We start from the raw sequence: 13,493 nt of genomic DNA, 5'->3' as shown, positions 1-13,493 counted from the left end.
AGCGTTCAATCTGAGCCATGATCAAACTCTTCAATTTAAGTTTGATTTGCTTAAACAAGTTAAGCGGTGCTCATCTGTAAAACGTCATAATGAATTTCATTATGTGTTCACTCGTGAGGCTTGATATATTTTTTACGTCCGGAGACGCTGATATCAATCCTGCGAGTGCCCACACAGATTGTCTGATAAATTGTTAAAGAGCAGTGCGAACAGTGCGTTAGCGTCCTGTCGCGAGGTGGCGTATATTACGCCTTCCTCCTGCAGAGTCAACCTCTATTTCAGAAGTTTTTCTCCGGCGGCGCAGTCTCCTGTGCCTCTCAGCCCGTTTCCCGTTGCCGGTGTTCCGTGTTGATGGATGCGCATTATAGGGAGTTGTCGGAGAGTCGCAACCCATAAATTGCATAAAAGAGAGCGTTCGCTGCATTCCACAGCAAAAGCCGGTGTTATACGCAGTTACACACAATGTTATCCACACTCTGCGGGCTAAATGAATTTAGGCGAGCATCACGCAAACGTTTTCGCTACAATGTCGGGCAATATTCCGGACTCCCCTTTTCGGGGCGTTACCTGAGGTTTTTGATCTTTTCTTCTTATATAGAAGAGAAAACCGCTGTAAAGCCTGACGTAACGCTCTTATATACGCGAAACAAAGCCAAGGGATAAACCACCATGCAACAACCTCGTCCTGTACGCCGCGCATTGCTCAGTGTCTCTGACAAAGCCGGTATCCTCGAATTTGCTCAGGCGCTCTCAAGTCGCGGTGTCGAACTGCTCTCCACAGGTGGAACAGCTCGCCTTCTGGCGGATGCGGGTCTGGCTGTCACAGAAGTCTCTGACTACACCGGTTTCCCGGAAATGATGGATGGACGCGTCAAAACTCTGCATCCGAAAGTGCATGGCGGCATTTTAGGTCGTCGTGGCCAGGATGATGCCATCATGGCGCAGCATGACATCAGCCCAATCGACATGGTGGTCGTTAACCTTTATCCCTTTGCACAGACTGTCGCCCGTGAAGGATGTTCACTGGAAGATGCAGTAGAAAACATCGACATCGGTGGCCCGACCATGGTGCGCTCTGCTGCCAAGAACCATAAAGATGTCGCTATTGTGGTCAGCAGCGGCGACTACGATGCCATTATTGCTGAAATGGATGCTCATGAGAACGCACTGACGCTTGAGACCCGTTTCGATCTGGCAATCAAAGCCTTCGAACATACTGCCGCCTATGACAGTATGATCGCTAACTACTTCGGTACCCTGGTGCCTGCCTATCACGGTGAACGCAATCAGCCCGCCGGCCGCTTCCCTCGTACCCTGAATCTGAACTTCATTAAGAAGCAGGATATGCGTTACGGCGAAAACAGCCATCAGGATGCTGCCTTCTATATAGAAGAGAATATCGCTGAAGCGTCAGTGGCGACCGCGCTGCAGGTTCAGGGCAAAGCGCTCTCCTATAACAATATTGCTGACACGGATGCTGCTCTGGAATGCGTTAAAGAGTTCAATGAACCCGCGTGCGTTATCGTCAAACATGCTAACCCCTGTGGCGTAGCGACCAGTGACACTCTGCTGTCGGCCTATGAGCGGGCTTACCAGACCGATCCGACCTCCGCGTTCGGTGGCATCATCGCTTTTAACCGCGAGCTGGATGAAGCGACTGCTCAGGCCATTATCAGCCGCCAGTTTGTTGAGGTAATCATCGCACCCGCCGTTTCCGAAGCCGCGCTGAAAATTACCGCCGCCAAACAGAACGTCCGTGTGCTTATCTGCGGCCAGTGGCAAAACCGCACTGCCGCGCTGGATTTCAAACGCGTTAACGGTGGTCTGCTGGTGCAGGATCGCGATCTCGGCATGGTTGATGCCAGTCAGCTGCGCGTGGTCAGCAAGCGCCAGCCAACCGAGCAGGAGTTGCGTGATGCGCTGTTCTGCTGGAAAGTCGCGAAGTTTGTTAAGTCCAATGCCATTGTCTATTCACGCGATAGCATGACGATTGGTATTGGCGCCGGACAGATGAGCCGCGTCTACTCCGCTAAAATTGCGGGGATTAAAGCGGGCGATGAAGGTCTGGAAGTGAAAGGCTCAGCCATGGCATCGGATGCATTCTTCCCATTCCGTGATGGTATTGATGCTGCAGCCGCGGTAGGGGTGAGCTGCGTTATCCAGCCAGGCGGCTCTATCCGCGATGAAGAAGTTATCGCGGCAGCAGATGAGCATGGCATTGCCATGATCTTCACCGACATGCGCCACTTCCGCCATTAATCGTTCTGGAGAGTAACAGATGAAAATTTTAGTAATCGGCAACGGCGGGCGTGAGCATGCGCTGGCCTGGAAAGCAGCCCAGTCGCCGCTGGCGGAAACCGTGTTTGTCGCGCCAGGTAATGCGGGCACTGCATTAGAGCCTGCGCTACAGAATGTCGCGATCAGTGCGACAGATGTCCCTGCCCTGCTTGAATTTGCCCAGTGTGAAAAGATCGATCTGACAATTGTCGGACCTGAAGCTCCGCTGGTAATGGGCGTAGTGGATGCTTTCCGTGAGGCGGGGCTGGCTATCTTTGGTCCGACTCAGGCCGCAGCACAGCTGGAAGGCTCGAAAGCCTTTACCAAAGATTTCCTGGCGCGTCACCAGATCCCCAGCGCGGCGTACCAGAACTTTACCGACGTTGAGCCTGCTCTGGCGTATCTGCGTGAGAAAGGCGCGCCAATCGTTATCAAAGCCGACGGTCTGGCCGCAGGTAAAGGCGTGATAGTCGCGATGACGCTGCAGGAAGCTGAAGATGCGGTTCAGGATATGCTGGCCGGTAACGCCTTTGGTGATGCCGGACACCGCATTGTAATTGAAGAGTTTCTGGATGGCGAAGAAGCCAGCTTCATCGTAATGGTAGACGGCGAGCATGTGCTGCCTATGGCCACCAGCCAGGATCACAAACGTGTCGGCGATGGCGACACCGGTCCAAACACTGGCGGAATGGGCGCCTACTCACCAGCCCCGGTGGTCACCGATGAGATCCACCAGCGTGTGATGGATCAGGTTATCTGGCCAACCGTGCGTGGCATGGCCGCTGAAGGCAACGTCTATACCGGTTTCCTCTATGCCGGCCTGATGATCGACCACACCGGGCAGCCGAAAGTGATCGAATTCAACTGCCGGTTCGGCGATCCGGAAACTCAGCCGATCATGCTGCGCCTGCAGTCAGATCTGGTCGATCTTTGCCTGGCCGCCTGTGACGGCAAGCTGGATCACAGAACGTCACAATGGGATCCCCGTCCTGCACTGGGTGTGGTACTGGCGGCAGGCGGTTATCCGGGCGATTATGCGCAGGGCGATCAGATTCATGGTCTGCCACTGGAAGAAGTGGCTGACGGCAAGGTCTTCCACGCCGGAACGCGTCTGGAAGAGGATCAGGTGCTGACGAACGGTGGCCGCGTGCTGTGCGTCACCGCGCTGGGCGACGATGTCGCTGCGGCACAAAAGCGGGCTTACGAGCTGACAAAGCCGGTCTCATGGCAGGGCAGTTTCTGTCGCCACGATATCGGCTACCGCGCTATTAATCGCAAGTAAGCAAAAGGGGGCACCTGGTGCCCCCTTTTCATTTCACATATCGTCTTCTGTCGGCTGCTGCGTGCAGTCATCCTGCTGACTGACCCGCAACAACTGTATCCCTTCCGGTGCTTCAAGCCATGAAACCATCAGCGGTGCCGACGCGCTACTCTGCTGCTGTTTCAGCATCTGCAGATCGTCAGCATCAAAAGCGGGTCTGACCTGCTGGCCTTCACACGTCTCCAGCACGTTGTTTCCCAGCCAGTGTCCCTGTTTAAGGAACACCTGACCGCTTAACAGGGCATCACTGAGGTTACGCATCCGCTCGGCATCAAACTTATAAAGCTCAACCGCATCCGGGCTAACCGCTTCACGTCGGCCTGCGAGCTGGCGCTGCATAAAGTTAAGGCCACCTGCCTGATCAAAGCGCAGGGTCACATCGTCAGGTTGTTTGCCCTTCACCTGACGCTGAATGCTGATCAAGGACTCTTCCAGCCAGATATAGTCAGTCACCTCACCTTCACCGCCACTGAACGGCGTGTAAAGGGTGCGAATATGGACTGACTGATGGTCGCTGTTTTTGCGCCAGATACGAACAACACCACGATCGGCAAGATAACCACTGGCAGAAAAAGGGGGAATATCCGGAGTAGAGCTGCAGCCGAAAAGAAACAGGGAGAGAAGCAGAACAGATAAACGCTGAAACAGCGGGGTCATGATGGCTGGCCTCTTAAACAAAAGGGGCGAAACGCCCCCTGTTTTAAAGCTTAACCGCAGTGCGACGTCTTACTTAACGGCGTCTTTCAGCGCTTTACCAGACACGAATGCCGGTACATTTGCTGCAGCGATTTTGATCTCTTTGCCAGTCTGCGGGTTACGACCGGTACGCTCAGCGCGGTGGTTCACTTTAAAAGTACCAAAACCAACCAGTTGTACAGCATCACCATCTTTCAGAGACTCAGTGATCGCAGCCAGAGTAGATTCCAGCGCTGCCTTTGCCTGGGTTTTAGACAGGTCAGCTTTTTCTGCGATCACATCAATCAGTTGAGTCTTGTTCATAAGTTATCCTTAAAGTGTATTTATCGCTTGCTAAGCAACGAGTGCGAGGGAAAAGCCATATTCTGGCACTCTTCTGCCTGCACGCACCGATAGCCACAATTTTCAGCCCCCCAAATGTAGACCAGACAGGGGGCCAATGTGAAGCCTCCAGGCGCGCTAATTCGGGCCTGAAGTCACGTTTTATCGCCTTACTGCTGGAAATTTATACCGATGTTGCTAATTCCAGCTTCACGCAGGTCAGATCGCAGACCTTTAATCAATTCAAGGTCGCGCTCTTCACACTCCGACAGCAGTCGGAAAATCTCCCACTGAAGGTCCCACTCATCGATGATAGCTGGATTCTCACGCAGCTCTTCATCGGTCATTTCGCGTCCAGCCTGAGTCATCTCCAGCATGGCGACGGTGGTAATTGAGGTCTCGCTGACTTCAATGGCATGCTCAAGCGTTTCACCGCTCAGCTGCGCATGTACCACTTCGCTCAATGCCACACAGGCATCAATGGCCGGATAAACGCCGTAAACCTCAAACGCATCACCATCAGGAATGGCGGCTTCGAGCTTTTCCAGCTGGCTATCGAAGTTTATCTTCGCATCTTTGACCGTCAGGTTTTCCCATATCAGATCAAGGATACGGCGATAGAGTGCCGGATCGGCAAATTCAGTCTGCTCGCAGAATGCGCGATAGTTGGGATACATGCGCTCACACAGGCAGGCCATAAAAGTCAGGTGCTGCCAGCTTTCCAGCTTCGCCAGACGCAGATGAACGGGATTTTGTAACATAAAGGTGGCTCTTATTCGTTTCGCTGGCCGCAGTGTAACTGCAAAACCGCAGCACAAACAGTGTTAAAGCGCGTTTTGCCAGCGCTGGAAAGCGGTTCGGTTCGAAGCAACCGCATCAGCCCAGCGGGTCGGTTCCGGCAACCGGTAACCGCGCGTGCAGTTTTCGACCCACTGCAGCGCAGTGTCCAGGCTGACACGATGGCCGGTGGCGACAAACAGCGGATTACAGCGCAGTTTGCTACGCCATACCCAGCCTATCTGCTCACCTTTGTCGATCAGCGGCTGACGGCTGCCAGGCTGCGCATCCAGATCGTCAAAACGACCACACAGGCGGCTTTTGGCAACGCCAATCGTCGGCACATCGACCAGCAGGCCAAAATGCGATGCGACACCCAGTCGTCTGGGATGCGAAATACCGTGTCCATCGACAAACAGCAGGTCCGGCTTTTGCTCCAGCATCTGCCAGGCAGCCATCAGTGCAGGATACTCACGGAAAGAGAGAAATCCCGGAATATAGGGCATGGTGGTCTCAACGCGCGCAATGCGATGTTCCACCAGCGTTAACGAGGGATACTCCAGTATCACCATCGCCGCCCGCGTAACGGTGCCTTCCTGCTCAAATCCAACGTCCGCTCCGCCAATAAAGCGGGGCGGCAATACGTCAAAGTCATCTTCACGCACCACGTCAGCGGCACGTTGTAACTGCTCAGCGCGGAGTGCGGCAATGTCCATGATTACTCCTGATGCCAGGGACGTGATAAACGATGCACCGCCTCAACGAAGACGCCTGCATTTTCGGGTGGAACATCCTGATGAATGCCGTGCCCCAGATTGAAGACATGTCCGGTGCCCGAGCCAAAACGCTCCAGGATACCGGCCACTTCCTGCTCAATACGCTCCGGTGCCGCATAGAGCATAGAAGGATCCATGTTACCCTGCAGGGCAACTTTGTCGCCCACACGACGGCGTGCTTCATCAATGTCGGTGGTCCAGTCGAGACCCAGCGCATCACAACCAGTAGCAGCCATTGCTTCCAGCCACTGTCCGCCCCCTTTAGTGAAGAGCGTCACCGGTACGCGGCGACCATCGTTTTCACGCAGCAGACCATCAACAATTTTGTGCATGTAGTGAAGTGAGAACTCAAGGTAGTCACGGCCCGTCAGCACGCCACCCCAGGTATCAAATACCATCACAGACTGCGCACCGGCGCGGATCTGAGCATTGAGATAAAGGATGACGCTATCGGCCAGCTTATCCAGCATCGCATGCAGCGTCGCCGGATCGGCATACATCATCTTCTTGATTTTGGTAAATGCTTTGCTGCTGCCGCCTTCCACCATGTAGGTAGCCAGCGTCCAGGGACTACCAGAGAAACCAATCAGCGGCAGATCGCCGTTCAGGTTCTTACGGATGGTGCGGACCGCATTCATCACATAACCCAACTCCATTTCTGGATCGGGCACCGGTAAACGCTCAACGTCAGCGCGACAGGTCACAGGATTAGAGAAACGCGGGCCTTCGCCGGTTTCAAAGTAGAGACCCAGTCCCATCGCATCCGGAATGGTCAGGATGTCACTGAAGAGGATGGCGGCATCCAGCGGATAACGACGCAGCGGCTGCAGGGTCACTTCACAGGCCAGCTCGGCGTTTTTACACAGCGACATAAAGTCACCCGCCTGGGCGCGTGTCGCTTTGTACTCCGGCAAATAGCGCCCGGCTTGTCGCATCATCCATACCGGCGTGACATCAACCGGCTGACGTAACAGGGCACGCAAATAACGATCGTTCTTCAGTTCACTCATCTCAACACTCTCTCGGTAACAGGCGTGTAGTGTAGCACTTTCACCCTTCAGCACGGCACAGGGCGACAGTATCTTCAATAAGACGGCGCGCCACAGTGCCTGGCGGTGGCAACAGAGGCAGGTCATCAAAACGGAACCACGCTGCATCCAGGAGTTCTTTACCGTCGTGTTGCAGATCGCCGCTGTCATACTCTGCCATAAACGCTGTCATCAGCGATTGCGGGAAAGGCCACGGCTGGGAGGTAACGTAGCGGACATTTTTGACGCGAATATTGCTCTCTTCCATCACTTCGCGGGCCACAGCCTGCTCCAGCGTCTCACCGACTTCCACAAAACCCGCCAGCACGGTGTAGACCTTGTTGCGATGGCGGGCATGATTCGCCAGCAGGATTTCGTCGCCGCGACGGATAGCCACGATGATGCAGGGTGCGATCTGCGGATAGTAACGCTCACGGCAATGACTGCACAGACAGGCAAACTCATGCTTGCTGTGATGCATTTCATTGCCGCAATAGCCGCACCAGCGATGAGAACGGTAGAATTCCGCCAGCTGCACACCGCGGCCCACCAGCTGAAACAGCTCTGTATCCTGATCGATTAACTGACGGACTGAGAACATATCGGCAGAACGCGGCTCACAAATCAGCCAGACTTTATCGCCCTGCCACTCACCAATGGTCCGGGCCTTACTGCCGGTCAAACCAAATTTTTCGGCGTTTCCGTGGGGTAAATCACCTTGTGGCAACCAAAGTTTCTGTTCATGGCTGACAATCCACCATCCAGCGTCTACGCTTGAGATTTCGTATTGCATTTATTTCGTCATCCTTAGCGTCAAATCGCACGCTGAAGCCCTGATGTTAAGTGTGTAGATAAACAACTATAACTCACATGGAGTTAGATATGCTTAACCAGTTAGACGTCCTGGCTGAACGCGTAGGTGGCAGTAATGAACTGGTCGATTCGTGGCTTGAAGCCCGTCGTCAGCTACTGGTGACCTATTATCATCTGGTCGGTCTTAAACCCAATAAAGAGGCGCTGACGCGTCTGGATGAACAGGCGCTGGACAACTTCTGTCACGGTCTGGTCGATTATCTTTCTGCGGGTCACTTCAGCATCTACGAGCGCGTCATCAGTGAAATGAGTGGCGACAGCCCGATGATTGCTGCCGCGCAGATCTATCCCCCGCTGGAAGCCAATACTGAGCGTCTGATGCAACTGTATGACGGTCACCTGCAGCAGGCGATTGACGACGAAAACTGCATGACTTTCCAGCAGGCGCTATCCGAAGTTGGCGAAGTGCTGGAAGCCCGCTTTACGCTGGAAGATAAGCTGATCCAGCTGGCATGGGATAACAAACTCGCCCCCCCGCCAGTGGCGAATGACAGCCATATCGCTCGTCCGGCGTAATGGCCGTCACTGGCAAAGGGGTTGAGATTATCCCGTAGCCCTTTTATGCTGAACAGGTTCTGAGGAGTGAGCTCCCAGGAACCTTTTTGCTTTTTGCCTTGAAATATAAGGTATTTATGCCCGAGTCTGTTATCAGACGCACGCATAAGTACAGCTTCTTGTCGGAGTGCCCAGTTGGGCTGAGACCGTTAATTCGGGATCCGCGGAACCTGATCAGGTTAGAACCTGCGAAGGGAACAAGAGTAAATTTTCTCTGTATGTCAGCACGCTTACGCTGTCTATACGGTTACTCCTTCCGAACTCCGGACAAGCATCGTTCCCTCTGAACAGGAAGATTGCTATGTCTGATCAAAAAATTTCCCGTCGTGAACAACGTGCCCAGGCGCAGGAATTTATCGATTCCCTGCAAAGTGGCAGTGCCTTTCCCCAGTCCCGTCGCATCTGGATTACCGGCAGCCGACAGGATATTCGCGTACCCATGCGTGAAATTACCCTAAGCCCGACCCACATCGGTGGCAGCAAAGAACAACCACTCTATGAGCAAAATGAAGCGGTGCCGGTCTATGACACGGCGGGTGCCTATGGCGATCCTGCAGCACAGATCGATGTGCACCGTGGCCTGGAAAAGCTGCGCGCACGCTGGATTGCTGAACGCGACGACAGCGAGCTTCTCGAACAGAACAGCTCAGGTTATACCCAGCAGCGACTGGCTGATGAGGGGCTGGATCATCTGCGCTTCGATCACCTTCCCACACCGCGCCGTGCCCGCGCAGGCCGCCGTGTCACGCAGCTGCATTATGCCCGCCAGGGGATCATCACCCCGGAGATGGAGTTTATCGCTCTGCGGGAAAACATGGGCCGTGAGCAAATCCGCAGTGAGGTATTGCTGCAACAGCATCCGGGCCACAGTTTTGGCGCGCATCTGCCCGCCCGCATCACACCCGAGTTTGTGCGGCAGGAGGTCGCTGCCGGACGCGCCATCATCCCTGCCAATATCAATCATCCTGAATCGGAGCCGATGATCATTGGTCGCAACTTTCTGGTTAAGGTCAATGCCAATATCGGCAACTCAGCGGTGACCTCTTCCATTGAAGAAGAAGTGGAAAAACTGGTCTGGTCGACTCGCTGGGGTGCCGATACGGTGATGGATCTCTCTACCGGCCGTTATATTCATGAAACGCGCGAATGGATTTTGCGAAACAGCCCGGTGCCCATCGGTACCGTGCCGATCTATCAGGCGCTGGAAAAAGTCAATGGTGTAGCTGAGGCGCTGAACTGGGAAATTTTCCGGGACACGCTGCTTGAGCAGGCGGAACAGGGCGTCGATTATTTCACTATCCACGCGGGCGTACTACTGCGTTATGTCCCGATGACGGCGAAACGTCTGACCGGAATTGTCTCGCGGGGTGGATCAATCATGGCGAAATGGTGCCTGTCGCATCATCAGGAGAGCTTCCTGTATCAGCACTTCCGCGAGATCTGTGAAATCTGCGCCGCTTACGATGTCTCCCTGTCGCTGGGCGATGGCCTGCGTCCGGGTTCGATTCAGGATGCGAACGACGAGGCACAGTTTGCCGAACTGCGTACCCTGGGTGAACTGACCCGGATCGCCTGGGAATATGACGTTCAGGTGATGATTGAAGGTCCGGGGCACGTGCCGATGCATATGATCCGCCGCAACATGACTGAACAGCTCGCCCTGTGCGATGAAGCCCCCTTCTATACCCTTGGCCCGCTGACCACCGACATCGCGCCAGGCTATGACCATTTCACCTCGGGTATTGGTGCCGCCATGATTGGCTGGTTTGGCTGCGCCATGCTGTGTTATGTCACACCTAAAGAGCATCTGGGCCTGCCCAACAAACAGGATGTGAAACAGGGATTGATCACCTACAAAATCGCAGCGCATGCCGCCGATCTGGCCAAAGGCCATCCTGGTGCGCAGATCCGTGATAACGCTATGTCCAAAGCGCGCTTTGAATTCCGATGGGAAGATCAGTTTAATCTGGCGCTGGATCCTCACACGGCGCGGGCTATGCATGACGAAACGCTGCCACAGGAGTCGGGCAAAGTGGCCCATTTCTGTTCGATGTGCGGCCCCAAATTCTGCTCAATGAAAATTTCCCAGGAGGTGCGCGAGTTTGCAGCACGCCAGGATGCTCGCGCCGAGACAGTAGAAGTGGGCATGGCGCAGATGTCAGACCGTTTTCGCAGCCACGGCAGTGAGCTTTATCACTCTACCGATGCCATTAAGGAGGAGTAACGATGCACGCATTCCCTGCTACCGCCCCGCGCCTGGGGCTTTATCCGGTGGTTGATAGCCCCGAGTGGATTAAACGCCTGCTTGAGATGGGCGTTCGCACCCTGCAGCTGCGTATCAAAGATCAGCCCGATGAGGTCGCCGGGGCAGCCATTGCCGAGGCGATTGCGCTGGGAAAACGCTATGACGCGCGCCTTTTTATTAATGACTACTGGCAGCTGGCCATTAAACATCAGGCTTATGGCGTGCATCTGGGTCAGGAGGATCTGGATGTGGCCGATCTTGCCCGGATTCATGAGGCGGGATTGCGCCTGGGACTTTCCACCCATGACGATGCAGAACTGGACCGCGCACTGTCTATCCAGCCCTCATACATCGCGCTGGGGCATATTTTCCCGACGCAGACTAAAGAGATGCCTTCTGCGCCACAGGGCATTGAACAGCTGAAGCATCACCTGACACGCCTGACACATATTCCCACCGTGGCGATTGGTGGTATCTCGATTGCGCGTGCACCTGAGGTGCTGGCAACCGGCGTAGGCAGTATTGCGGTAGTGAGTGCGATTACCCAGGCAGATGACTGGCGTGAAGCAACGCGGACTCTTCTGGCACTGGCAGAACCAGGTAATTAAGAATATGTGGAAGCTGTCGCGCATGGCGGCTGCAAAACAGGTAATGCCAGCATTCCTCCGGGAGAGCAGCGCGCAGAAGTAAATGTTGCCGCTGGCATGCTGTGATCCAAAACCTTAACGTGGCATCCGTCAGGTTAAGGTTATCTGACCAGGGCCGGTTCCCTCCTCTTGCCGGCCCTGCTTCTTCTTTTCGCTATGCGAGAGTAGAGGCTGGAATCTGCGTCTCATGTCCGCACGAGAGCATGGCACGTTCAACGGCTGCACCCACCAGCGCCAGTGCCTGTTCAGTCTGCTCGTTGATCGGCAGCCCATAATTTAAGCGCAGACAGTTACGGTATTTCCCCGACGCTGAAAACAGTGAGCCTACAGCTATCTGAATTTTTGACTCGCGCAGTTCGCGGTTAAGCCGGACAGCATCAAATGCTTCAGGGAGTTCAATCCACATCAGGAAGCCGCCCTGAGGACGGGAGACGCAGATGCCGCAGGGGAAGTAGTGGCGCACCCAGCAACTGAATGTTTCATAGTTACGATGATAGATTTGCCGCATCCGGCGCAGATGGGGCTGGTAATGGCCCTGGCGGATAAACTCAGAGACCGCATGCTGAGGCTGTGTAGCGGTCGAGCCTGTGACGATATATTTCATGTGCAGCACGCGGTCGCGATAGCGGCCTGGTGCAACCCAGCCAACGCGTAAACCTGGTGCCAGCGTTTTAGAAAAGGAGCTACACAGCAGAACCCGGCCATCGAGATCCAGCGCTTTAATCGTTGACGGACGCGGGTATTCCCAGGCTAATTCACCATAAACATCATCTTCAATGACTGCCGCATCAAACCGCTGCGCCAGCGCCAGCAATGCCCGCTTACGCTGTTCGGGCATGATGAATCCCAGCGGATTATTGCAGTTTGGCACGACAACAACCGCTTTAATCGGCCATTGATCAAAAGCCAGCTCCAGCGCTTCCAGACTGATGCCAGTGACCGCATCCGTCGGGATCTCAATGGCACGAATGCCAAAGCCGCGCAGGGTTTGCATGATGCCGTGAAACGACGGTGACTCAACAGCAATGATATCGCCCGGCTCGCAGACTGCTCGCACGGCGACCGATAACGCTTCGTGGCAGCCGGTAGTAATCACAATGTCGTCGGCGGTGAGATGGCAGCCGCTGTCTATTGCCAGTCGTGCAACCTGTTGCCGCAGCGCAAGAACACCATACAGGTTGTCATAATTCAGTAGCGCCATGTCCTGCTTCTGCGCCTGGCGGCTGAAAGCTTTCCACAGTGGCTTGAGTGTAGGCTGCGTCAGGTCGGGCATGCCGCTGCCCAGCTGCAACACATCATCTTCCAGACGACTGTTAATCAGCTCCAGCACCGCATCCCACTGCGTTACCTCAACCGGCCGCTGTGCGGGACGGGTCAGCGCAGGCATCGGGGGCGCCGCTTTGCGTGAGGCGACAAAGTATCCGGATCGCGACTGCGGCGTAATCATCTGTTTCTCTTCCAGCAGATGATAGGCCTGCTGTACGGTGCTGATACTGACGCCATGTTCGGCACTCAGACTCCGCACCGAGGGCAGGCGTTCACCACTACGATATAAACCCTGTTCAATGCGCTGAGCCAGCAGTGTGGCCAGATGTTCATATCGGGTCATTGTATTTCCTCTGGCTCAGATGGTGAGCATTAACCAGTACAGTCAGGTTCCTTTTTTACCATTCAGATCGCTGAAACTGCAATCTGTATGTTAAAAAAAGGTGATTTTTGCGTCTGTATCATACAGAACGATCCGCTGAAAATAGTCCTCAGACATTTCACTGAGGGCACTATCATGGGATACGACGAGAATCGCGCGACTAAACCGTTTACAGGCACGCCTTACACACTAATCCGTTACTTATGGCGCAGCTATAAGCGCTGGCAGCTGCGGCGTGAGACGCGCGTCATCCTGTCTAAGCTGAGTGACTGTCAGCTAAAAGACATTGGCATCAGTCGCAACGACTGGAATGACTGAATTCGGGACAA

The 13,493-nt window shown here is 54.6% G+C and carries 13 protein-coding genes and 1 riboswitch; of the genes, 6 read left to right on the top strand and 7 right to left on the bottom strand.

The annotated features are described in order from the left end of the window. Positions 1 to 669 precede the first annotated feature (669 nt). On the top strand, positions 670 to 2,259 hold the full coding sequence (purH, locus tag HZZ01_RS20645) for a bifunctional phosphoribosylaminoimidazolecarboxamide formyltransferase/IMP cyclohydrolase (protein ID WP_179899288.1): 1,590 nt from the start codon (positions 670 to 672) through the stop codon (positions 2,257 to 2,259). Positions 2,260 to 2,278: 19 nt separating this feature from the next. Next, positions 2,279 to 3,559: a phosphoribosylamine--glycine ligase gene (gene purD, locus HZZ01_RS20640; protein WP_179899287.1), complete on the top strand. Its 1,281-nt coding sequence runs from the start codon at positions 2,279 to 2,281 to the stop codon at positions 3,557 to 3,559. A gap of 33 nt (positions 3,560 to 3,592) precedes the next feature. On the opposite strand, the gene HZZ01_RS20635 is transcribed toward purD, so the two are convergent. From HZZ01_RS20635 to nudC, 6 genes are all read right to left on the bottom strand, one after another. Then, the gene (locus tag HZZ01_RS20635; RefSeq protein WP_179899286.1) at positions 3,593 to 4,255 is read right to left on the bottom strand and encodes a DUF1481 domain-containing protein; all 663 of its coding nucleotides are present in this window, start codon (positions 4,253 to 4,255) and stop codon (positions 3,593 to 3,595) included. 69 nt (positions 4,256 to 4,324) lie between these two features. Next, entirely contained in the window at positions 4,325 to 4,597 is a 273-nt protein-coding gene (hupA, locus tag HZZ01_RS20630; protein ID WP_003850136.1) for a nucleoid-associated protein HU-alpha, read from the bottom strand. A gap of 188 nt (positions 4,598 to 4,785) precedes the next feature. Further along, a complete protein-coding gene (locus tag HZZ01_RS20625) occupies positions 4,786 to 5,376 on the bottom strand; it encodes a YjaG family protein (RefSeq protein WP_090967274.1) in 591 nt (196 codons plus the stop codon). Between the two features lie 63 nt (positions 5,377 to 5,439). After that, positions 5,440 to 6,108, bottom strand: a complete 669-nt coding sequence (gene nfi, locus HZZ01_RS20620; protein ID WP_179899285.1) for a deoxyribonuclease V — start codon at positions 6,106 to 6,108, stop codon at positions 5,440 to 5,442. Positions 6,109 to 6,110: 2 nt separating this feature from the next. Continuing rightward, complete coding sequence (hemE, locus tag HZZ01_RS20615) at positions 6,111 to 7,178, bottom strand: uroporphyrinogen decarboxylase (RefSeq protein WP_179899284.1); 1,068 nt, start codon at positions 7,176 to 7,178, stop codon at positions 6,111 to 6,113. Positions 7,179 to 7,218: 40 nt separating this feature from the next. Beyond that, positions 7,219 to 7,989, bottom strand: coding sequence for an NAD(+) diphosphatase (gene nudC, locus HZZ01_RS20610; RefSeq protein ID WP_179899283.1), 771 nt, complete (start codon positions 7,987 to 7,989; stop codon positions 7,219 to 7,221). Positions 7,990 to 8,078: 89 nt separating this feature from the next. On the opposite strand from nudC, the gene rsd reads away from it, so the two are divergent. The 3 genes from rsd to thiE all read left to right on the top strand — a co-directional run bounded on the left by rsd (position 8,079) and on the right by thiE (position 11,477). Further along, positions 8,079 to 8,585, top strand: coding sequence for a sigma D regulator (gene rsd, locus HZZ01_RS20605; RefSeq protein WP_179899282.1), 507 nt, complete (start codon positions 8,079 to 8,081; stop codon positions 8,583 to 8,585). Between the two features lie 152 nt (positions 8,586 to 8,737). Continuing rightward, positions 8,738 to 8,838: riboswitch (TPP riboswitch) on the top strand. 87 nt (positions 8,839 to 8,925) lie between these two features. Next, positions 8,926 to 10,848, top strand: a complete 1,923-nt coding sequence (thiC, locus tag HZZ01_RS20600; protein WP_255434408.1) for a phosphomethylpyrimidine synthase ThiC — start codon at positions 8,926 to 8,928, stop codon at positions 10,846 to 10,848. Between the two features lie 2 nt (positions 10,849 to 10,850). Continuing rightward, positions 10,851 to 11,477 (top strand): thiamine phosphate synthase, encoded by a 627-nt coding sequence (thiE, locus tag HZZ01_RS20595; protein ID WP_179899281.1) that lies wholly within the window; start codon positions 10,851 to 10,853, stop codon positions 11,475 to 11,477. Between the two features lie 193 nt (positions 11,478 to 11,670). On the opposite strand, the gene HZZ01_RS20590 is transcribed toward thiE, so the two are convergent. After that, positions 11,671 to 13,125, bottom strand: a complete 1,455-nt coding sequence (locus HZZ01_RS20590; RefSeq protein ID WP_179899280.1) for a PLP-dependent aminotransferase family protein — start codon at positions 13,123 to 13,125, stop codon at positions 11,671 to 11,673. 174 nt (positions 13,126 to 13,299) lie between these two features. On the opposite strand from HZZ01_RS20590, the gene HZZ01_RS20585 reads away from it, so the two are divergent. Next, positions 13,300 to 13,482: a DUF1127 domain-containing protein gene (locus HZZ01_RS20585; protein ID WP_179899279.1), complete on the top strand. Its 183-nt coding sequence runs from the start codon at positions 13,300 to 13,302 to the stop codon at positions 13,480 to 13,482. Positions 13,483 to 13,493 lie beyond the last annotated feature (11 nt).

Source organism: Pantoea sp. WMus005, from assembly GCF_013415305.1.
GTDB classification, from domain to species: Bacteria; Pseudomonadota; Gammaproteobacteria; order Enterobacterales; family Enterobacteriaceae; genus Pantoea; species Pantoea rara.
Note: the sequence above shows the minus strand (reverse complement) of the source record. Positions and strands in the feature narration are given on the sequence as shown.

What these genes read in the sequence shown, in the direction of transcription:
- purH (WP_179899288.1), top strand. Translation starts at nt 670, where the DNA reads ATGCAACAACCTCGTCCTGTACGCCGCGCATTGCTCAGTGTCTCTGAC.
- purD (WP_179899287.1), top strand. Translation starts at nt 2,279, where the DNA reads ATGAAAATTTTAGTAATCGGCAACGGCGGGCGTGAGCATGCGCTGGCC.
- HZZ01_RS20635 (WP_179899286.1), bottom strand. Translation starts at nt 4,255, where the DNA reads ATGACCCCGCTGTTTCAGCGTTTATCTGTTCTGCTTCTCTCCCTGTTT.
- hupA (WP_003850136.1), bottom strand. Translation starts at nt 4,597, where the DNA reads ATGAACAAGACTCAACTGATTGATGTGATCGCAGAAAAAGCTGACCTG.
- HZZ01_RS20625 (WP_090967274.1), bottom strand. Translation starts at nt 5,376, where the DNA reads ATGTTACAAAATCCCGTTCATCTGCGTCTGGCGAAGCTGGAAAGCTGG.
- nfi (WP_179899285.1), bottom strand. Translation starts at nt 6,108, where the DNA reads ATGGACATTGCCGCACTCCGCGCTGAGCAGTTACAACGTGCCGCTGAC.
- hemE (WP_179899284.1), bottom strand. Translation starts at nt 7,178, where the DNA reads ATGAGTGAACTGAAGAACGATCGTTATTTGCGTGCCCTGTTACGTCAG.
- nudC (WP_179899283.1), bottom strand. Translation starts at nt 7,989, where the DNA reads ATGCAATACGAAATCTCAAGCGTAGACGCTGGATGGTGGATTGTCAGC.
- rsd (WP_179899282.1), top strand. Translation starts at nt 8,079, where the DNA reads ATGCTTAACCAGTTAGACGTCCTGGCTGAACGCGTAGGTGGCAGTAAT.
- thiC (WP_255434408.1), top strand. Translation starts at nt 8,926, where the DNA reads ATGTCTGATCAAAAAATTTCCCGTCGTGAACAACGTGCCCAGGCGCAG.
- thiE (WP_179899281.1), top strand. Translation starts at nt 10,851, where the DNA reads ATGCACGCATTCCCTGCTACCGCCCCGCGCCTGGGGCTTTATCCGGTG.
- HZZ01_RS20590 (WP_179899280.1), bottom strand. Translation starts at nt 13,125, where the DNA reads ATGACCCGATATGAACATCTGGCCACACTGCTGGCTCAGCGCATTGAA.
- HZZ01_RS20585 (WP_179899279.1), top strand. Translation starts at nt 13,300, where the DNA reads ATGGGATACGACGAGAATCGCGCGACTAAACCGTTTACAGGCACGCCT.